Origin of the sequence: Siminovitchia fortis (genome assembly GCF_003605365.2) — a bacterium.
In the GTDB taxonomy this organism is placed as follows: Bacteria; Bacillota; Bacilli; order Bacillales; family Bacillaceae_C; genus Siminovitchia; species Siminovitchia fortis.
In genome coordinates this window covers 26,029-44,152 of record NZ_QYTU02000026.1, presented here as the reverse complement: position 1 = coordinate 44,152, position 18,124 = coordinate 26,029, and the positions used below count along the sequence as shown (strand labels likewise).

23 protein-coding genes are annotated in these 18,124 nt (G+C 43.1%); 18 read left to right on the top strand and 5 right to left on the bottom strand.

Going from position 1 to position 18,124, the window contains the following annotated elements; translation table 11 throughout:
* Positions 1-14: 14 nt before the first annotated feature.
* From ctaD to D4N35_RS12080, 5 genes are all read left to right on the top strand, one after another.
* Positions 15-1,883 carry a cytochrome c oxidase subunit I gene (gene ctaD, locus D4N35_RS12100; protein WP_120073948.1) on the top strand — a complete coding sequence of 623 codons (1,869 nt, stop codon included), beginning with the start codon at positions 15-17 and terminating at the stop codon, positions 1,881-1,883.
* Positions 1,883-2,512, top strand: coding sequence for a cytochrome c oxidase subunit 3 (locus tag D4N35_RS12095; protein ID WP_120073946.1), 630 nt, complete (start codon positions 1,883-1,885; stop codon positions 2,510-2,512). The genes ctaD and D4N35_RS12095 overlap by 1 nt, the downstream gene beginning before the upstream one ends.
* A 3-nt stretch (positions 2,513-2,515) precedes the next feature.
* Positions 2,516-2,848: a cytochrome c oxidase subunit IVB gene (gene ctaF, locus D4N35_RS12090; RefSeq protein WP_120073944.1), complete on the top strand. Its 333-nt coding sequence runs from the start codon at positions 2,516-2,518 to the stop codon at positions 2,846-2,848.
* 172 nt (positions 2,849-3,020) lie between these two features.
* Positions 3,021-3,929: a cytochrome c oxidase assembly factor CtaG gene (ctaG, locus tag D4N35_RS12085; RefSeq protein WP_120073941.1), complete on the top strand. Its 909-nt coding sequence runs from the start codon at positions 3,021-3,023 to the stop codon at positions 3,927-3,929.
* 55 nt (positions 3,930-3,984) lie between these two features.
* Positions 3,985-4,446 (top strand): DUF420 domain-containing protein, encoded by a 462-nt coding sequence (locus D4N35_RS12080; RefSeq protein ID WP_120073939.1) that lies wholly within the window; start codon positions 3,985-3,987, stop codon positions 4,444-4,446.
* Between the two features lie 37 nt (positions 4,447-4,483).
* Here D4N35_RS12080 and ytvI read toward each other — a convergent pair whose 3' ends face one another.
* Positions 4,484-5,539 carry a sporulation integral membrane protein YtvI gene (gene ytvI / locus D4N35_RS12075; protein ID WP_120073937.1) on the bottom strand — a complete coding sequence of 352 codons (1,056 nt, stop codon included), beginning with the start codon at positions 5,537-5,539 and terminating at the stop codon, positions 4,484-4,486.
* A gap of 107 nt (positions 5,540-5,646) precedes the next feature.
* Positions 5,647-6,006 carry a YugN family protein gene (locus tag D4N35_RS12070; RefSeq protein WP_120073934.1) on the bottom strand — a complete coding sequence of 120 codons (360 nt, stop codon included), beginning with the start codon at positions 6,004-6,006 and terminating at the stop codon, positions 5,647-5,649.
* A 198-nt stretch (positions 6,007-6,204) separates the two neighbouring features.
* Between D4N35_RS12070 and D4N35_RS12065 the strand changes: the two genes are divergently transcribed.
* The 10 genes from D4N35_RS12065 (at position 6,205) to coaD (ending at position 12,953) form a co-directional block, all read left to right on the top strand.
* Complete coding sequence (locus D4N35_RS12065; protein WP_120073932.1) at positions 6,205-6,639, top strand: CBS domain-containing protein; 435 nt, start codon at positions 6,205-6,207, stop codon at positions 6,637-6,639.
* A 465-nt stretch (positions 6,640-7,104) separates the two neighbouring features.
* A complete protein-coding gene (locus D4N35_RS12060; protein ID WP_120073929.1) occupies positions 7,105-8,148 on the top strand; it encodes a CAP domain-containing protein in 1,044 nt (347 codons plus the stop codon).
* 75 nt (positions 8,149-8,223) lie between these two features.
* Positions 8,224-8,634 (top strand): YlbD family protein, encoded by a 411-nt coding sequence (locus tag D4N35_RS12055; RefSeq protein ID WP_120073972.1) that lies wholly within the window; start codon positions 8,224-8,226, stop codon positions 8,632-8,634.
* Between the two features lie 18 nt (positions 8,635-8,652).
* A complete protein-coding gene (locus D4N35_RS12050; protein WP_120073927.1) occupies positions 8,653-8,886 on the top strand; it encodes a YlbE-like family protein in 234 nt (77 codons plus the stop codon).
* A gap of 89 nt (positions 8,887-8,975) precedes the next feature.
* Positions 8,976-9,359: a hypothetical protein gene (locus tag D4N35_RS12045; protein WP_120073925.1), complete on the top strand. Its 384-nt coding sequence runs from the start codon at positions 8,976-8,978 to the stop codon at positions 9,357-9,359.
* A 51-nt stretch (positions 9,360-9,410) separates the two neighbouring features.
* Entirely contained in the window at positions 9,411-9,857 is a 447-nt protein-coding gene (locus tag D4N35_RS12040) for a YlbF/YmcA family competence regulator (RefSeq protein ID WP_120073923.1), read from the top strand.
* A gap of 32 nt (positions 9,858-9,889) precedes the next feature.
* Positions 9,890-10,165, top strand: coding sequence for a YlbG family protein (locus D4N35_RS12035; RefSeq protein WP_120073921.1), 276 nt, complete (start codon positions 9,890-9,892; stop codon positions 10,163-10,165).
* 48 nt (positions 10,166-10,213) lie between these two features.
* The gene (locus D4N35_RS12030) at positions 10,214-11,611 is read left to right on the top strand and encodes a hypothetical protein (protein WP_120073919.1); all 1,398 of its coding nucleotides are present in this window, start codon (positions 10,214-10,216) and stop codon (positions 11,609-11,611) included.
* Positions 11,612-11,899: 288 nt separating this feature from the next.
* The gene (rsmD, locus tag D4N35_RS12025; protein WP_120073917.1) at positions 11,900-12,502 is read left to right on the top strand and encodes a 16S rRNA (guanine(966)-N(2))-methyltransferase RsmD; all 603 of its coding nucleotides are present in this window, start codon (positions 11,900-11,902) and stop codon (positions 12,500-12,502) included.
* Entirely contained in the window at positions 12,468-12,953 is a 486-nt protein-coding gene (gene coaD, locus D4N35_RS12020; RefSeq protein ID WP_120073915.1) for a pantetheine-phosphate adenylyltransferase, read from the top strand. Before rsmD ends, coaD begins: the two co-directional genes overlap by 35 nt.
* 1 nt (position 12,954) lies before the next feature.
* Here the strand turns inward: coaD and spoVV are convergent, their stop codons facing one another.
* On the bottom strand, positions 12,955-14,166 hold the full coding sequence (spoVV, locus tag D4N35_RS12015; RefSeq protein ID WP_120073913.1) for a dipicolinic acid transporter SpoVV: 1,212 nt from the start codon (positions 14,164-14,166) through the stop codon (positions 12,955-12,957).
* A 92-nt stretch (positions 14,167-14,258) separates the two neighbouring features.
* On the opposite strand from spoVV, the gene D4N35_RS12010 reads away from it, so the two are divergent.
* On the top strand, positions 14,259-15,050 hold the full coding sequence (locus D4N35_RS12010) for a patatin-like phospholipase family protein (RefSeq protein ID WP_120073911.1): 792 nt from the start codon (positions 14,259-14,261) through the stop codon (positions 15,048-15,050).
* Here the strand turns inward: D4N35_RS12010 and D4N35_RS12005 are convergent.
* Both D4N35_RS12005 and D4N35_RS12000 read right to left on the bottom strand, forming a co-directional pair.
* The gene (locus D4N35_RS12005) at positions 15,047-16,258 is read right to left on the bottom strand and encodes a nucleotidyltransferase (RefSeq protein ID WP_120073909.1); all 1,212 of its coding nucleotides are present in this window, start codon (positions 16,256-16,258) and stop codon (positions 15,047-15,049) included. The two genes, D4N35_RS12010 and D4N35_RS12005, sit on opposite strands and share 4 nt — an antisense overlap.
* A gap of 91 nt (positions 16,259-16,349) precedes the next feature.
* A complete protein-coding gene (locus D4N35_RS12000; protein WP_120073907.1) occupies positions 16,350-16,577 on the bottom strand; it encodes a hypothetical protein in 228 nt (75 codons plus the stop codon).
* A gap of 235 nt (positions 16,578-16,812) precedes the next feature.
* Here D4N35_RS12000 and D4N35_RS11995 point away from each other — a divergent pair, with 235 nt between their 5' ends.
* Positions 16,813-17,367 carry a YceD family protein gene (locus D4N35_RS11995; RefSeq protein WP_120073905.1) on the top strand — a complete coding sequence of 185 codons (555 nt, stop codon included), beginning with the start codon at positions 16,813-16,815 and terminating at the stop codon, positions 17,365-17,367.
* Positions 17,368-17,397: 30 nt separating this feature from the next.
* Positions 17,398-17,571: a 50S ribosomal protein L32 gene (rpmF, locus tag D4N35_RS11990; RefSeq protein ID WP_120073902.1), complete on the top strand. Its 174-nt coding sequence runs from the start codon at positions 17,398-17,400 to the stop codon at positions 17,569-17,571.
* Positions 17,572-18,124 lie beyond the last annotated feature (553 nt).

Here is an 18,124-nt window from a genome sequence, read left to right as displayed (position 1 = left end):
AGGGAGGTTTAATTGTGAGTACTATTGCTCAAAAAAGAAGTTTCGGAGCCGCTGTATGGGACTACTTGACAACTGTGGACCATAAAAAAGTCGGCATCTTGTACTTCGCCGCAGGGTTCTTCTTCTTTCTCCTAGGCGGAATCGAAGCTATGATTATCCGTATCCAGCTCGCAGTGCCTAACAATGACTTTGTGAGTGCCGGTACGTTTAATGAAATGATGACGATGCATGGAACAACAATGATTTTCTTTGCTGCCATGCCGATCCTTATTGGTTTTATGAATGCGATTATGCCTCTCCAAATTGGAGCGAGGGACGTTGCCTTTCCATTTTTAAACGCTCTTGGCCTTTGGCTGTTCGTCTTCGGGGGCTTGCTGGTGAACGTATCTTGGTTTCTTGGAGGAGCTCCTGACGCAGGTTGGACTTCCTACGCATCGCTTGCAATGAATTCAACCAGCCATGGTGTTGATTTCTATGTAACCGGAATTCAAATCTCCGGGTTTGGTACACTCATGGGGGGAATCAATTTCCTTGTAACAATTATTAATATGCGTGCACCAGGAATGACTTACATGAGAATGCCTATGTTCTCTTGGACGACATTCATCACATCGGCACTCATTTTGTTCGCATTTCCTCCGCTTACTGTTGCATTGTTCCTTTTGACTTTCGACAGAATGTTCGGGGCGAACTTCTTCAACGTTGCAAATGGAGGAAACACTATCATCTGGGAACACTTCTTCTGGATTTTCGGACATCCGGAAGTATATATTTTGATTTTGCCTGCCTTTGGTATTTTCTCTGAAGTCATCTCGACTTTCTCAAGAAAGAGATTGTTTGGATATTCATCAATGGTTTTCGCTACTGTATTGATCGGATTCCTTGGCTTCATGGTGTGGGCTCACCACATGTTTACTGTAGGGCTCGGCAACATTGCCAACGCGATTTTTGCGGTTGCAACAATGGCTATTGCTGTACCGACTGGTATTAAGATCTTTAACTGGCTCTTAACGATGTGGGGAGGAAGCATCAAATTTACTACTCCAATGCTTTGGGCAGCTGCTTTTATCCCTTCATTCGTTATGGGCGGTGTAACTGGTATCATGCAGGCTGCTGCTCCTGCCGACTATCAGTATCATGACACTTACTTTATCGTTGCCCACTTCCACTATGTAATCGTAGGTGGAGTAGTGTTTGGTATCTTTGCAGCTGTTCATTACTACTGGCCAAAAATTTTCGGAAGAATGTTGAATGAAACATTGGGTAAAATCACTTGGGCATTGTTTGTTATTGGATTCCATTTAACTTTCTTTATCCAGCATTTCCTTGGCCTAATGGGAATGCCGAGAAGGGTTTTCACATTCCTTGATGGACAGGGTTTGACTACTGGAAACTTGATCAGTTCCATCGGTGCTTTGACGATGGCTGTGGCAGTAATTGTATTGCTCATTAACATAGTAGTGACAGCTGCCAAAGGAGAAGCAGTTTCCAACGACCCTTGGGGCGATGGACGTTCCATCGAGTGGGCTATTCCTTCACCGCCGCCATTTTACAACTTTAAGCAACTTCCATTAGTTCGCGGACTTGATGCTTTCTGGTTGGAAAAAATGGAAGGCAGAACTGAAATGACGCCGGCAGAGCCTATCGGTGAGATTCACATGCCAAACGGATCATTTATTCCTTTCATGATCTCATTCGGTTTCTTTGTTGCATCTTTCGGAGCTATCTATCACCAAGAGCATGCTTGGGGAATTCCAGTATTGATTATCGGATTAGCCATTGCATTTGGTTCAATGCTTGTACGCTCCTTGAAAGACGACCACGGCTATCATATTCCTAAATCAGAATTGATGGATGATAGTGAGAAAGGAGTTAAAGCATAATGGCAGTTGAACAGCAATTTACTCCGGAAACATGGCCGGAGGCACCAGAGCGGGCCACTCTGGAAGGAAAAAATAAATTCTTGGGTCTCTGGTTTTTCCTTGGAGGCGAGACCGTTCTCTTCGCCTCCTTCTTTGCCACATATCTGGCCCTTAAAGATAAAGTTCCAAACAGCGACAGCCTGACCTCAACCGATGTTTTCGGCCTGCCGCTTGCATTCGCCATGACGATGCTGCTATTGACAAGTTCAGTAACAAGTGTATATGCGATCTATCACTTGAGGAACTTCAATTATAAAAAAATGCAACTATGGTTCATCATTACACTATTATTGGGTCTTGGGTTTTTCGTACTGGAAATTTATGAGTTTCATCACTACACGACAGAATTAGGATTTGGTTTTAAAAGCAGTGCCTTCAGTTCAGCCTTCTATACCCTGGTAGGATTCCACGGAGGCCACGTTGTTTTCGGTCTTGGCTGGATCACGGCATTGCTTGTACGTAACGCAAAACGAGGACTAAGTCTTTATAATGCGCCAAAGTTCTATTTGGCAAGTATTTATTGGCACTTTATCGACGTAGTCTGGGTATTTATCTTCACTGTCGTTTACTTAATGGGAATGGTGGGATAACGTATGGAAGATCAATACTTAAATTCAGGAAATCCGCGTGTTGATTATGAATACCGTCGCAGAAGAAACAAGGAACACATGCGCCATCAAGTGATCTCATTTGTCATCTCAATCTTTTTGACGCTGGTGGCATTCGGCGCAGTAGCTGCCGGATTTGATAAATGGTTTGTTATTCCGTTTATCCTTTTGCTCGCATTAGTGCAGGTAATCTTCCAATTATATTACTTTATGCATATGAGCGAGAAGGGGCATGAAGCGGTCCAGCTGTTTATATATGGAGGGGTCATTATCGGTTTCGTTACCCTTTTGGCCTTCTTGACCATCGTTTGGTGGTAAGTAAACTTTTAGCCAGTCGAATTTTTCGGCTGGCTTTTCTTCTTATTTGGCTGACATTGAAAGACACGCGGGATTGTCATCAACTTGTCATCCCGAATCGTTGAAGTAGGAGAACCTGCTAAGTATAATGGAAGGTAGAAGAAATTGTAAACCACAAAAGAGGTGAAGGCGGATGCCTTTAAGTATATTTGGTTTTCGTGCACTTTGGAGTCCTTATTTCATGATCTTCATTTTGCTCCTGGTTGCCGGCTACTTTTATTTGATGGTTAAGAAACGCCATCTTTTTAAAGACAATGAGCCTTTAAAAAAAAGCCAGGCTGCATTATTCCTGATCAGCATGCTGCTGCTTTATATCATTAAAGGATCGCCTGTCGACCTGATGGCACATATTATGTTTACTTTTCACATGGTCCAAATGGCTTTTCTTTATTTGGTCATACCCCCGTTGCTTATTTCAGGCGTACCAAACTGGGTATGGAAGCACATCATTGAGATGCCTTTCTTCAATGGGATGTTTCGTTTTTTTACAAAACCGCTGATTGCACTTGTTATGTTTAATGGATTGTTTTCCATTTACCATATTCCGATGGTGATGGACTATGTTAAAATGAACATTTTTCTGCACGCTTTTTATACAGTCGTATTGTTTATATTTGCCATTTTCCTTTGGTGGCCGCTTGTCAACAAATTGCCGGGACAATACCAGCTGCACGGCTTGAAGAAAATCGGCTATATTCTCGGAGACGGTGTACTTTTAACCCCGGCATGCGGGCTGATCATTTTTGCGCCGGAAGCAATGTATGCGACATACACCGATGGCGAGATGTGGATGAAGGCAATGGAGCTATGTGTGCCGGGTGCGACACTTGCCGGCTTAAGCATAAGCGGTCCCGAGTTATTTACGAATATGCCGGCCAGGGAAGACCAGCAGCTTGGCGGAGTCTTAATGAAAATCATCCAGGAGATTGTGCTGGCTACCATTTTGGCAAAAGTCTTTTTCGAGTGGTATAAAAAAGAATCGGCTGAAGTTGATCCAATTGATGAGAGTCTCATTCAAGGCGACCCCCATCCTGTGGATTAAAAGGGGGAGAAAATCCTCCTTTTTAAAAATCAGACAAGGAAGGAAATTGAAGTAGATGTCAGTTCCAATCTTACCGACTATCAGTACGGCATGTATTGTTATCAGTGCTTTGCTTGTGGCCATTGGCTGGGGAAAAATCAGGAATGGCCAAATTGAAAGCCATAAGAAAACAATGATTGCCGCAGCTGTTTTTGCCGTAATATTTTTTATCATCTATTCAAGCAGAACGGTTTTCATAGGGAATACATCTTTTGGGGGACCGGAGAATCTAAAGCTCTTTTACACCATTTTTTTAATTTTCCATATTACATTGGCAACCGTCGGTGCCGTTCTCGGAATCATTTCGCTATGGTCGGGCTTAAAAGACAAATTGAATATTCATAAGAAACTGGGACCTGTTACGAGCATTGTTTGGTTTGGTACAGGCATTACGGGTGTCTTTGTGTATCTATTCCTTTATGTATTGTATGAAGGAGGAGAAACGACATCCTTGATCAAAGCGATCCTGGGCGGTTGAAAAAGCATGCATGGCCTGAATAGGGCTATGCATGCTTTTAAATTTTAAAATTTAATTTTATGATTCCTGCTTCCCTTGCTGTCTTAAATATAATAAGGAGCAGCGGACCAATAATAATTCCCAGTATGCCAAGAAGTTTTAGCCCCAAATACATTGCAATTAATGTGGCAAGCGGTGAAAGGCCCATATGGGTGCCCATCACCTTCGGCTCCACGGTGCGCCTGATAACTAGCAGGACAATGGCCAGTATCGCAAGTTTTGTTCCCAAAACCAAATTTCCCGACAGCAGGTGATACAGAGACCAGGGGCCGAGTACTATGATTGAGCCGATAATGGGAATAAGGTCAATGACCCATATAACCAGGGACATAATAATGGCGACCTTTGGTGATATCAATAATAGGCCGATCAGGCACACTGCAAAAATAATCAGGCTCACAAGGAACTGAGCCTTGAAAAAACCAACTACAACATGTGAAATCCGGCCTGTCATAAATTTGACCTTTTCAGACGTTTCATCAGTCAAGTGTCTGTAAATGCCGGACTGGATTTTTGGCAGATCAAGCATGAACAAAAATAAAGCAATTAAGTATACCAGGAAGCTGACAAGAAAATTCGGTATATAAGATAAGGCTGCACTGATATTCTCAATATTTAAATTTTGGCGGATACTGATGATGATCGTATTTAAAAAGCCGTTCACTTCCTCGGTTATGGAATGAACCACTTCTTCAGGAAGACCTTGGGCTGTATTCTTGAAATGCTCCTCATAATTTCTCCACATCTCAGAAACATTATTTACATACTGAGGAAAATCCTCAACTAATTTAACCGCCTGCCCTACTACCTTTGTAGTAACAAAGAAAATACAGATTCCCATAATGACAGTGAATACAGTAAAAACGATCATTACTACAAAATGCCTTTTTAAGGAAATTTTGTATTGAAGGAGTTTAACAAGCGGCTCCAGAATAAGGGCGGTTACCAATGCAGCAATCAAAGGTACGGATACCGGCATGATGAAATAGAAAGCCAGTGCAACAAGAACAATAAATATACCGATCGTCACATGTTTTCTTTTTATCCCAAACAAATCTCTCCTCCTTTATAAAATTCTTTATACAAATTATAGTATAGAGATCAAATTTTTTATATGGTTACAAAAAAAGAACACGGATATTTTCCGTGTTCAGGATGGTATCACTCTGCAAATACTTCAACTTCTTTCTTGATCGCCTCTAACATTTGGCTGCACTGTTTTACAAGTGAAGCAGGGAAAACCTCATCTTCTCCGTATTCCACACCATGGGGATAATAATGCTTTCCAAGCAGCGGGGTCATCAATTGAATCAAAGCTTTGCCGCTTCCTACATCTCCTTCAATGGCATAACCTGGAATACGCAAGTAATATGTACCTTCTTGAATAACAAATTTATGGTCGTATGTCACTCTTTCATAGTCCCATTGACCTGCACGCACCATGCGGTTTTTGCTCATTACTTCGTCAAGCCGGTTTAAATCAATTTTAAATGATTCTAATCCGATGTTTTCAAACTTCATATTAAAGTTCCCTCCTAATAATTCAGGCCGCTAGTATTACCCCATATTTTATAATAGTCGAAAAAACACCTTCTTGCAACGAAATCAAATATAATTTGCCTGCCGTCTCCCGGTCCGCGTTATGCACGTATAATCCGGCCAATATTGGTGACGATAGGAAACGTATGAATTGAAAAAATTGTTGAGGAGGAATAAGAAATGACCCATATTGGTGACATTATGACAAAGGATGTCGAAACTTGTTCGCTGAAAGATAATATCTTCGAAGTGGCTATGAAAATGAAAGAACTGGACGTCGGTGTCATACCGATTGTGGAAAATAAAAGACTGATGGGAATCATCACGGACAGGGATATCGTTCTTCGCTGTATCGCCGAAAAACAACCGCCTTCATCCAAGGTGGAAGATATTATGAGCGAAAACCTGTTTACAGTTTCTCCTGATACGACAACGCAGGAAGCAGCACGGTTAATGGCAAAAGAGCAGATTCGCCGCCTGCCGGTTGTCGAAAATGGAGAATTGGTCGGCATCGTCGCACTTGGGGATTTGGCGGTCAGGGATTTAACTGACAATCAGGCTAAGCATGCACTGTCAGAAATCTCGGAAGATGATGGAGAACAGGCGATACACTAGGTCCAATGAACAAAGGCGGAAGCGTCTGTTTATCGACGTACAGACTGGAGCGCTTCTGACGAGATAAAGGATAAGGAAGTGCGGAGAGTGCCTGCTTATCGGCGACAAGCATAAGACGAGCGCTGTAGAAGGCGTAGTTTGCCTTCAGCAGCGATTGGCTTATGACCTCGAGCCGATGGCACTCGCAGCCGGACAACACGCGCAGCGGAGCGGAGCGATGTTGACTTATCGTAGGAAGAAGCGTGAAGTCTGCTAGTCGATAGGCGCTGAAGCCGGACGTAGCACAAAAAGATAATGGGTTATCAACAACTTAAGCGCTTTATTTCCTAAACAATCAAAAAACCCTGTAAATCAGGGTTTTTCTTATTTTTGCTATATGTTCATACGCGGGGAAATGGTATAATTTAACCTAAATAATGAGAGCCATAGAGAGAAGGGGTAAAACTGCGTAACTTATTCCGAATCATGTTTTTTACGGCAGCATTGATCGTTATAAGCTTTTATATATATTCCCCTGAAGAAACGGGCCCCATAAAAGATGATACCTTTTCACTTCCTCCAAAACATGACAATGACGAGGCGATCCCCCATATCGACATAACCGATTCCGACAAGCAGCCCGCCGAAGGACTGGGTTCCTTTATCGGGAGGCCGGAGACTGATCTGATTGAAGGTTTCGGTGAGCCCGACCGGAAGGATCCTTCTGCCTACGGGTATGAATGGTGGGTCTACAATGATGAACTTGATTCATATATGCAGGCCGGTATTCAGGACGGTAAGGTTGTTACCATATATGCAGTTGGAAGCCAGTTGAATATCGCACCGTTTAAAATAGATCAACCGGTTGAGAATATTTACCGGTCAACTGTACTTGAGACAGAAATTGTAGTGAATACAAAAGAGGGAAGTTATCGATTCGAATTATCGGAAGAGGACTTGAATATCCGGCCGCTCATACAGCTCGGCGATATTTTTGCCCAGCTGTCCATTGATAAGTTCACCGGTTCATTGTTCAGTGTCAGATTTTTGGACAAAAAGACGCTTATCAGCCAGCGGCCGTATGAGCTGATTTACAGCGGTGATTTGATCGGCCCGGAAGAACCGGGGGAAGATGACTGGGAAGCCATTGAAAGGGGAAGCGAAAAGCAGATCTTTGATCTGACGAACAACTTCCGCATGCGCTTTGATCTCCCTGAACTGGAATGGGATGAAGAAGTTGCCGAAGTGGCATACGGGCATAGTAAGGATATGAGTGAAAATGAATATTTTGCGCATGATTCCCCGGCCTTCGGCGACTTGTCAAAACGGTTGAAGAAAGGGAAGGTTCCCTTCCAGACAGCCGGAGAAAATATAGCGGCCGACTATGTTGACGGGCCTGCTGCGGTTGAGGGCTGGCTTAATTCGGAAAACCACCGCAAAGCACTTTTGGATAAGGACTATACCTTGCTCGGTGTGGGGGTCTATAAGAAAAAATATACACAGAACTTTGTCAGGCCGTCCGAAATATGAAGCGTTTCCCGTTTGCGATGAACAATCATGCCCCATTATCATAATATAAATGGAGGATAAATTGAGGTGATTGTGATGGCCGGGAAAAAGCTTCATCCATCGGTAGAACGATTCAAATCATTTATTAAAGAGCATCCAAACCTCATAAAATTGGTAAGAAATGAAGAATACACCTGGCAGGAACTATATGAGGATTGGTATTTGCTCGGTGAAGACGATCCGAAATGGACCCAATATAAAAAAGAAAGCCCAACCAAGGCACCTGATCAAAAAAACGATGAGAAAAAATGGGTACAGCAATTGACCGGAATGTTTAAAAAGATGGATGCCAATCAAATGCAGCACCATATAAACAATTTGAGCGAGGCCATAGGAGCGATCCAAGGAGTTCTGGCCCAATTCCAAGGAAACAGCCAAAACAGCCAAGAAAATATACCACCGCAAAATGAAGCCCCGAGAAATCCATTTTCATTCCGGAAAGATTAAGGAAAAGGAGTGAGAGGAATGAGGGCGGATGTATTGCAATATATATATGCCAATAATGAATTGAAGCGTTTTATACGGGAACAGCCGCGGTGGTACCGGACACTTTCCCGCAAGCCCGAGCTATTGGAACAGTTTGAAATTGCCTCCAGCCATTATTTTGAAAAGACGATTCCTCACCGGGTCGAGAAGTTCTCCAGAGGCGTCCAAATGGCTTCAATGATGATGGGGATGCTACAGGCTATGAAATCATGAATTCAGAACACATAAAAAATTTATGTGTTCTTATTTTTTGCATGAACCTTATCCTTTGGGGAGAAAACTAAAGGCAAGAGGTGATGACGTTGAAAAAAATGACGGCATATATATTGATTGTTCTCATATTTGCCGGATGTGCACAAAGGCTGCCGGATCCTGAAGCCGATAAAGCTAAAGCGATGGAAACAAATGATGTAAGCAGCAAGGAAATGACGGTACGCCATAGTGTCCAGGGCAATTCATTATATATTGAATGTTTTATTCCCGGCATTTCTTTTTCCGATGCCAAGGACAGGCAATCAGGGAAAGCCCTTTTATATATTGACGGACAATTGTACAATGAATATGACACAGCCGCCTTCGTTGTTAAGGAAATTCCAAGCGGTGTCCACACATTTAAAATTGAAATAGTAGGAAAGGACAATAGGAAGCTTGGGATCAGCAAAAAGTTTACGGCAACAGTCGGTTGATGGTGCCGTCTAACGGGAAACATGGTAAAATAAGTGGTGGAGGTGAGCTCTTTGCTTGCTACACTTGAAAGGATTGAAATCATCGAGAGCGCCGAAGCGCTTGGAGAACTTATTCGGGAAACAGATATTGCCGAGCGGTATCGGCATTACTATCATAAATTGCAGGAAGATGCCAATACAAGAAAGAAAATTGCAGCGTTCGTCAAAATGAAAGAGTTATACGAAGATGTCCAAAGGTTCGGGCGCTACCATCCCGAATATAAAGAAATCATGAGAAAGACGAGAGAGCTTAAACGGGAGATGGATCTCGACGAAAATGTTGCAAACTTCCGGAAGGCGGAGAATGATCTGCAAGCATTGCTGGATCAAATAAGTGTGATTGTCAGCCATGCTGTTTCCGCCAATATCAAAGTGGATACCGGCAATCCTTTTTTTGATAAAGGTTCATCATGCTCTGGAGGATGCGGAACCGGCTCCGGTTGCGGATGCTCTGCATAACCACCAGGAAAGCAATAAAAAGGGGAACAAATATGTTTACAAAAAGACAGGGATTAATCATATGGCTGTATAATTTAAAAAATACAAAAATGCTCAGGCGCTTTGGAAATGTACATTTTGTCTCCAAACGGTTGAAATATGCCGTACTCTATTGCAATCAAAGCGAATTGGAGGCTTTGTCGGAAAAATTGGAATCACTCCCGTTTGTGAAAAAAGTGGAGCCATCCTACAAGCCTTTTCTTAAGACGGAATTTGAAAATGCGAAGCCCGACAAAGCGAAGGAATACGATTATAGGTTAGGTCTTTAAGAGCGGCGGCCCAAAACAGGGCCGTTTTTTGGTAATGGAGGGAATCGCTTGTTGACAAAAAGGGTTATTCGCTTTTCATTAATTCTTGCGTCCGTTGTCGGGTGCATCTTAATCATCCAGTGGAAAGGATATACCTCTGTAAAAGATGCGGCCACATTAAATATTGAGCAAACGTTTTCCGTTCGCCACACACATGATGAATTTGCTGTTAAGCAGGTTATTGCAAATCTTCCTGAGGGAATGTATAGCGTCCGGTTCCCTGCAAAAGCGATGGAAATCGATTGCAAATCAGGAGAGGATAAAGCCTGCAGGTGGGTGAATGGAAGCAACAGCAAATTGAAAGCTAAGGATGAGACTTTGACCTTTTCCTATAAACTTAAAGCGCCGAAGAAAGTTTCCGGACTTTTGCTGGAAGATTGGGGAGCCATAATTGAAGAGGCACCCAATATAACAACCCGGATCCAATTGACTGAACATAATTGGCGTAATGGCACCTGGGCAGCCGGGGCGGAATTAGCCGGAATGGAAAAAATGGAGGCCATCGATTATTATGTATTTGAAACGGAAGACAGGGTCCCTCCATTATATTGGCAGGAAAATGCCCTCGCTCCAATGGAAATGAACCAGCATCTTACCATTTATTCAGAAGGCAAGCCACCGTTAAACACATCAGTTTTTCAAAAACTCGTTCCGGACGAAAAATTGTTCATCATCATGTCCGGCCATGCAAAAGAACTGGCGGAAACAGGAAAACTGATCATTGTGCCGAAGAATAAAAAAAATGTTGAAGAAGAGCTTGCAAGGCTGCTGCTTGAAAGAAAGCTCTCATTCAGGAAAGGGAATGAGTGGATTCCGGATTTGATAGCCTCCGTAATGTTGGATACCCCCGCACATAACAATAAGGTGGAAAAAATGCGGAAAACGATGCTATCAGTACTGACAGAAGACCAAATTGAGCGCTGGCTTGAAAGCAGTCTTTCAGCAGGATCTGAAATGATCACAAGTGAAATGCTGGATGAACTGTTGGAAGATACGGCGGGGATTAAAACTGATTTTTTCCAAAAAAACGCGGATATGGGCAAGGCCTTTCAGCCGTTCTATTTTTTGGACAGGCGGAAAATATACATAGAAGGACGTAAAGCCGAAGATATTAAAATATTGTTTCAAAATGACCGGACCTATATATCCTTCATTCCGTTAATTAAAAAACTTGGCTTTCGTATACTGGATCCATCCAAGCCTGATGAGATGATGATTGAAAAGAATGGGGACAAATACCATTTTGTTTTTTCAAAGAAATTGTTTGCCAAAAACGGGCAGCAGTTTGGTTTTCAGAAGAACCCGTTTTTCACGGACCAAAATGAAATTTATTTGGATGCGGCCGCACTAAAGGGACTGTTTGACCTGGAAGTGAAGGAAAACAGCGATGAAATTAATATACAATAAAAAACCCTGCAGAAAAACTGCAGGGTCCTTCTATTTTCCGCATTAACGAAATAGAAGGCAAAGGGAGAGGAGAAACCGGAGGAAGAACTTATGGGGAAGCGTAAGTCTTCTCCGCGGTTGGCAACAACATCTGCTGCGATGTTGTTAATCATATTATCACCTGAAAAAGAACTTTTATACATGCGTTATGCAAACGAGCGCAGGCTTAAGTCGAATTTGATTAATATAGATTGTGGAATGCTTTTGTGTTAGTATAAAAAGCGATAATAAGGACGAATGGTGGCGAATATGAGGGTAATATCAGGAAACTGCAAGGGCAGGAAGCTGAAGTCGGTCCCGGGCAAATCAACCAGGCCGACGACAGATAAAATGAAAGAAACGATATTTAATTGGATCGGCCCCTATTTTTCCGGCGGTTCCTGCCTTGATTTATACGCAGGCAGCGGCGGCATCGGTTTGGAGGCACTGAGCAGGGGCATGGATTTTGCAATTTTTGTGGACAATAACAAACAGGCTATTCATACAATCAAGACGAATGTTTCCATATGCGGCATGGATGATAAATGCGAGATTTACAATAATGACTCAGAACGTGCATTAAGGGCGATAGACAAAAGAAAGCTGCAATTTGATCTGATTTTTTTAGATCCGCCTTATAAAAGGCAAAAGCTCGAGTCACTGCTTGAGATGATAGAAAAAAAGTCTTTACTAAAACAATCGGGCTGCATCATATGCGAGCATGATCCGGAAGTGGCGCTTCCGGAAACGATTGGCGGGCTGGAGCAAGTGAAAAGTGCCAGCTATGGAATGAGCAGTTTGGCTATGTATATTCATGAGAAAAAGAGGGGGAGCACTGATGACGAGCATCGCAGTATGCCCGGGAAGCTTTGATCCGGTGACAAACGGACATCTGGACATTATCCGACGTGGAGCAAAGGTTTTTGATGAAGTGTACGTGGTGGTTTTAAGCAATTCGTCCAAGAAGCCGTTATTTTCCACAGATGAAAGAACGGAATTGATTCGGAAAGTGACGAAAGATATAAAAAATGTCAAAGTGGATTCGTTTAACGGCCTTCTTGTCGATTATGCAAAAAGCATCCATGCCAATGCAATCATAAGAGGATTGAGAGCGGTCTCAGATTTCGAATATGAAATGCAGATCACCTCAATGAACAGGGTCCTGAATGAAAATATTGAAACATTTTTTATCATGACCAATAACCAGTATTCATTTTTGAGTTCCAGTATTGTAAAAGAAGTTGCAAAATACAATGCAGACATATCAGAGCTCGTTCCCTGGGAAGTGGAAAAAGCTTTAAAGAAAAAGTTTCATCATGATTAATCTAATTTTTTGACACCATTGTCTGTACATAGAACGCAATGCAAATCAATAACATAAGAATGGTGAAAAGGGGTCCAAACTGTTTCAGCCAATGAAACAAGTTTTCCCACCAGATGTCATATTCCTGTAAAAATACCGGAATGGATGTGGACTGGCCGCTTAAAAACCTTTGTTCGAAAGGTTTCCAGAAAAGAAATGTAAAAAAACCCGACAAAAAGCCATGAAGAATGCGGGCGATAAAGAATGGGCGAAAGCGGATATCAGTCTGGGCAAGTATGCTTGCCACCTGGGCTTGAACACTGAAACCGCTGAATCCGAGAATAAAGCTTGCCATGATGGCCTGCTGCATCAGGGTTGCTTCGTGAACCTGGCTGGTCATCTGGCTTCCGAGAGTGATTTCAAAAATACCGGCAATGGAAGGCATGCTTAAAGACGCCGGCAATTGGAAAATCATCAGGAAACCTTTTATCAGTTCAGCCAGAAATGCTGTAATATGCATGTGGAACAAAAGCTTGTTAACAACAGAAAACAATATGATGAAACCTCCGATCATAAGCAATGTGTGGATGGATGAAATGACAGCATCCCCCACCAGCTTTCCGATCGGTTTTTTATTTTTTAATCTTGTTTGATGCATAGCTGACAATGCTTCGGTCAAAAGGGGGCGTTTATATGCCTTTTTATCTCTTTTGGACTGCCTCTGGCCGAAATTTCTCATCATGATTCCTACAGAAAAATTGCCGATATAATGTGCAAAAGCCAATAGGAACCCCAATTTGGGATTATGGAAAAAGCCTACAGATACCGCACCGAAAATAAAAAGGGGGCTTGAGCAATTTGTAAAGGATACAAGTCTTTCCGCTTCATTGCGCGTCAAATGCCCCTCCTGCCGGAGCCGTGCGGTTATTTTTGCACCTGCAGGAAAACCGGAGGCCATTCCCATCGCCCAGGCGAACCCTCCCACTCCAGGAACCCTGAACAGCGGTCTCATCAACGGTTCCAGCAGTACTCCCATAAATTTAACGACCCCAAACCCTATCAGCAATTCGGAAAGTACAAAAAAAGGGAAAAGGGATGGAAAGACGATCTCCCACCACATGTTGAGGCCGCGGACGGATGCCTCAAAAGATTTATCCGGAAGAAGGACCATGGAAGCGGCCATTAATGTGACCATTGCGGCAAGGAAAATGGTTTTTATTTTTGATAAATTCAAGTTCTGACCTCCTTGTCCAAGGGACCCTACATAACCAATATACTCATAGGAGCCTTATTTAGACCATAAAATGGGGCAAGGGGGCGGTGAATGTGAAAAGACCGAAAATCGGCCTTGCACTCGGATCCGGGGGAGCAAGAGGCTTTGCCCATCTGGGGGTACTAAAAGCCCTTAAAGATCATTCCATCCCCGTAGATATGATTGCAGGCAGCAGCATGGGGGCGCTAATAGGGTGTTTTTACGGCTTCGGGCATGATATCAGCCAGCTTATTAAATTATCGAAAGCCTTTAAAAGGCAGTACTATATAGATTTTACAGTTCCAAAAATGGGATTTATCGCAGGCAATAGAGTGAAAAATTTAATCCACCTGTTTATGCAGGGGAAGAAGCTTGAAGATTTGGATATCCCTGTGGCCGTCATTGCGACGGATTTGCAGACAGGTGAAAAGGTTGTATTCAAGGAAGGGCCGATTCCGGAAATCGTGAGGGCAAGCATTTCCATTCCCGGAGTTTTTGTACCGGAAAAGGTGAATGGGAGGCTGATGGTCGACGGCGGGGTTGCGGACCGGGTCCCTGTATCGATCGTAAAAGAAATGGGGGCAAATATTGTCATAGGGGTGGACGTTTCAAGAGTGAATCGCCGTGCGGAGATCCTTACGGTATATGATGTGATCATGCAAAGCTTGGATATACTGCAGCAAGAGATTACCGCTGCAAGGGAAGTGGAGTCGGATATTATGATTCTTCCTCCGGTAGAGCATGTAAGCGCAAAGGCTTTTAAAAATATCGGAGAGATCATAAAAATAGGGGAAGAAGCCACCTTATTGAAATTGCCGTTGATCCAGGCGGCAATCCAAAGGTGGCATAAAGAAAACTCTGATTAATCGGCCATAATAGGCGGCTGGGCATATTCCAAGGATAGCAGATCTTTTCTCGCGGGCTCTTTCAATGCCTGTGAGTAGACAAGAGCCGCTTTCCGGTCAAGGGCGAGCATGTCCTGCGGGAAAGAGGATATCGTGGAAACCAGGGGCAAGGACAGATCCTTCTTCACCTTATTCAAATACTCTCTTCCTTTGGCGGACATTCCAAGCAGGCGTATATATCCCGGTGCTTCTCCGGCGGAATGTATATCGGCTCTTGAAGTATTGGTCAAAGCATGGACACATATTCTTTGCAATCGTGTCCATGTATAGCGCTTTGTTTTGGCCATTTCCATGAAAGATTGGAAGCTTTCGGCAGTTTGTGCTGCTTTTTGAAGGCGGTAAGGAAGCCCTTCTTCAATGTCATACATCTGATTCAGTTCCGCTTCCCCCATAGTTGCGAGGCGGTACTGCAAATACGGCCAATAATCCTCCCAGTCATGGAAGTGCCCGTATGTATGATAATATCCATCCATTTCAGTGAATGTACTTTCAGGAACATAGGGACGTATCCGATTCAAATTTCCTTCCTCTTTAATCAGCTTTCGTATTGAGGTGGCACTTGCAATTTGATCATCATGGATCGTTTCATCATCATGTTCCGCTGTGTTGCGTTTTACTGTAAAAAACTGCATGTTTGAATTTAATTTGTCGGCTGCAGATATGTAATGATAACCCAAAATATTATTTGGCCTTGATAAATCAACTGAATCTTTATTTTTTTCAAGTTCTGCGTATGCAAGGGCAAGGGCTTTCGGATAACTGACTCCCTGTTTTATATAAAATCTTATCTTTTGATTGTACTTCTCTTCCTGCTCCTTAAGCAGTTCCACAGTATGAAAAAACGGATCGATGCTCCCCGATTCGCTTCCAAAGCATATAGAACTGCACTTTAATGCATCAAGCAAATAGACGGATCCAAAAGCGAAAATCTCCGCTTTTTGAACAGCGAACGCATAGGGGATTTCTACTATGATGTCCGCCCCCGCGAGCAAAGCCATCTTTGTTCTCGTCCACTTTGAAACGATGGCAGGCTCGCCCCTTTGCAAAAAATTTCCGCTCATTGCAACAATGGCAACTTCGCTTTCCGAAACCTCTTTTGATTGGTTCAAATGAAAATAATGTCCATTATGAAATGGGTTATATTCAGCAACGATCCCAACACTTCTCATATAATCGTCTCCTTGCATTAACTTCTTCTGTTTATCATACTTTATTTTTTTAAATTTTAAAATATAAGAGGAGAAGCCTCCTCTTATATCCTCATTTGTCGTCTCTATGACCGTAATATCCGTGGCCGTATCCCGGATAGCCATGATGCCCATGATGTCCATGATGCCCATGATGGTAGCCGTGATGATATCCATAGCCCGGGTAGCCGCCGTAGCCCGGATAACCGCCGTACCCTGGATAGCCGCCATACCCCGGATAACCTCCGCCATATCCCGGATAGCCGCCCATGCCTGGAAACTGTCTGTCTTCCTTCTTCATAAATTGTTTCACCTCTCCTGAAATGCATTTCCACATAGTCTATGTTTATATCCTAAAAGTTGTATAAGCTCCTGCCTACTTGTTTTAATACACTAAATCATACGGTCTGAGTGCAATTGTACCTTATGGGGAAAAGTAAATAATGGGCTTATCAATCAGCAAGTGTAAAGAAGATTTTATTGACAAACAGTATGAGCAAAGCTATAATTACTTTTGTTGCCTAGAGGTGATGATAATGAAATGGACCATTGCCGAATTACATAAGTATGAGTATAAGGCGATGACATTCGACAAGACGATTGATCTTGCCGAAGAACTGAAAAAAGCGGATCCGGAGATCAGAGCGGTTTCTCCTATCCGGGTACAGGGAAGAGCAGATGTCGATTCCCATAAGGTGGCTTTCCATCTTCATATTACCGGGACTTTCACTTTGCCGTGTTCCAGGACTTTGGCAGATGTTGAATACCCATTTGATATTCATTCTATCGAAACCTTTTTATTAAAGCCGCTCGACTATGAGGTCGATGAGAATGAAGAGATTCATGAGGTCGAAGGCGGAGTCATTGACTTAAAGCCTGTCGTCTATGAACTGGTGCTTCTTGAAGTTCCGATCCAAGTTTTTTCGCCTGAGGCTGAAAAAGATGCATCGTTGCCATCCGGACATGATTGGGAAGTAATGACTGAAGACCAGTTATATGAGGCGAGAGAGCGTGAAAAGGAAAAAATTGATCCGCGCCTTGCCGATCTGGCAAAACTGCTTCAAAAAGACGAAGATGAAAAACAAAAATAAGATTCTACAACTTTTAAGGAGGTGGGAAGAATGGCAGTACCAAAAAGAAGAACGTCCAAGACGGCTAAAAGACAACGTCGTACTCACTTCAAACTGCGTGTGCCTGGAATGGTAGAGTGCCCCAATTGCGGTGAAATGAAACTTGCCCATCGTGTTTGCAAAGAGTGCGGAACATACAAAGGAAAATCAGTTGCTAATGATTAACTCGAAAGCGCAAGCGCCTGTTTATCGACGTACAGACTGGAGTGCTTCTGACGAGATAAAGGAAACACGGCGAGGAACGAGCCGATGTTGACTTATCGTAGGAAGAAGCGCGAAGTCTGCTAGTCGATAGGCGCTGAAGCTGGACGGCGAATAATACGAATTATTATTGATTTATATAGACTTTATAAGCTGCACTTTTAATACGGATACAAAAAACGTGAGGAGATTCAATCCTTCACGTTTTTTTGTTTTTCCACGTAGTTAAAGAAAGCAAAATTTCACCGAATTTTCTCTTCAAACAAAGATTACATAATGTCCAGCTCCAGGCGCCATCGGCGCAAGGATCAAGCCGCAAGAAAGCTTACTCAGGAAGAATGTGCTCCTGCGCCATAGCCTTTTCGAGGAAGCCTTGTTCAGCTCGTCGCAAAGCTGCACGCAGCCTCTCAGTGATGCTTTACACGGTGTGATTTAAATTAGCTGCTTTGCTGTGGTGGCTGAAAAGCGCCCTCATCAAAATTCGTCTTGTGCTTGGCGCCTAAGGCTGCGCGCCTTG

Bases quoted from the DNA above. Each gene is read 5' to 3' on its own strand.
- D4N35_RS12095 (WP_120073946.1), top strand. From the start codon at position 1,883: ATGGCAGTTGAACAGCAATTTACTCCGGAAACATGGCCGGAGGCACCA.
- ctaF (WP_120073944.1), top strand. From the start codon at position 2,516: ATGGAAGATCAATACTTAAATTCAGGAAATCCGCGTGTTGATTATGAA.
- ctaG (WP_120073941.1), top strand. From the start codon at position 3,021: ATGCCTTTAAGTATATTTGGTTTTCGTGCACTTTGGAGTCCTTATTTC.
- D4N35_RS12080 (WP_120073939.1), top strand. From the start codon at position 3,985: ATGTCAGTTCCAATCTTACCGACTATCAGTACGGCATGTATTGTTATC.
- D4N35_RS12070 (WP_120073934.1), bottom strand. From the start codon at position 6,006: ATGAAGTTTGAAAACATCGGATTAGAATCATTTAAAATTGATTTAAAC.
- D4N35_RS12065 (WP_120073932.1), top strand. From the start codon at position 6,205: ATGACCCATATTGGTGACATTATGACAAAGGATGTCGAAACTTGTTCG.
- D4N35_RS12060 (WP_120073929.1), top strand. From the start codon at position 7,105: ATGTTTTTTACGGCAGCATTGATCGTTATAAGCTTTTATATATATTCC.
- D4N35_RS12055 (WP_120073972.1), top strand. From the start codon at position 8,224: ATGGCCGGGAAAAAGCTTCATCCATCGGTAGAACGATTCAAATCATTT.
- D4N35_RS12050 (WP_120073927.1), top strand. From the start codon at position 8,653: ATGAGGGCGGATGTATTGCAATATATATATGCCAATAATGAATTGAAG.
- D4N35_RS12035 (WP_120073921.1), top strand. From the start codon at position 9,890: ATGTTTACAAAAAGACAGGGATTAATCATATGGCTGTATAATTTAAAA.
- rsmD (WP_120073917.1), top strand. From the start codon at position 11,900: ATGAGGGTAATATCAGGAAACTGCAAGGGCAGGAAGCTGAAGTCGGTC.
- coaD (WP_120073915.1), top strand. From the start codon at position 12,468: ATGACGAGCATCGCAGTATGCCCGGGAAGCTTTGATCCGGTGACAAAC.
- D4N35_RS12005 (WP_120073909.1), bottom strand. From the start codon at position 16,258: ATGAGAAGTGTTGGGATCGTTGCTGAATATAACCCATTTCATAATGGA.
- D4N35_RS12000 (WP_120073907.1), bottom strand. From the start codon at position 16,577: ATGAAGAAGGAAGACAGACAGTTTCCAGGCATGGGCGGCTATCCGGGA.
- D4N35_RS11995 (WP_120073905.1), top strand. From the start codon at position 16,813: ATGAAATGGACCATTGCCGAATTACATAAGTATGAGTATAAGGCGATG.
- rpmF (WP_120073902.1), top strand. From the start codon at position 17,398: ATGGCAGTACCAAAAAGAAGAACGTCCAAGACGGCTAAAAGACAACGT.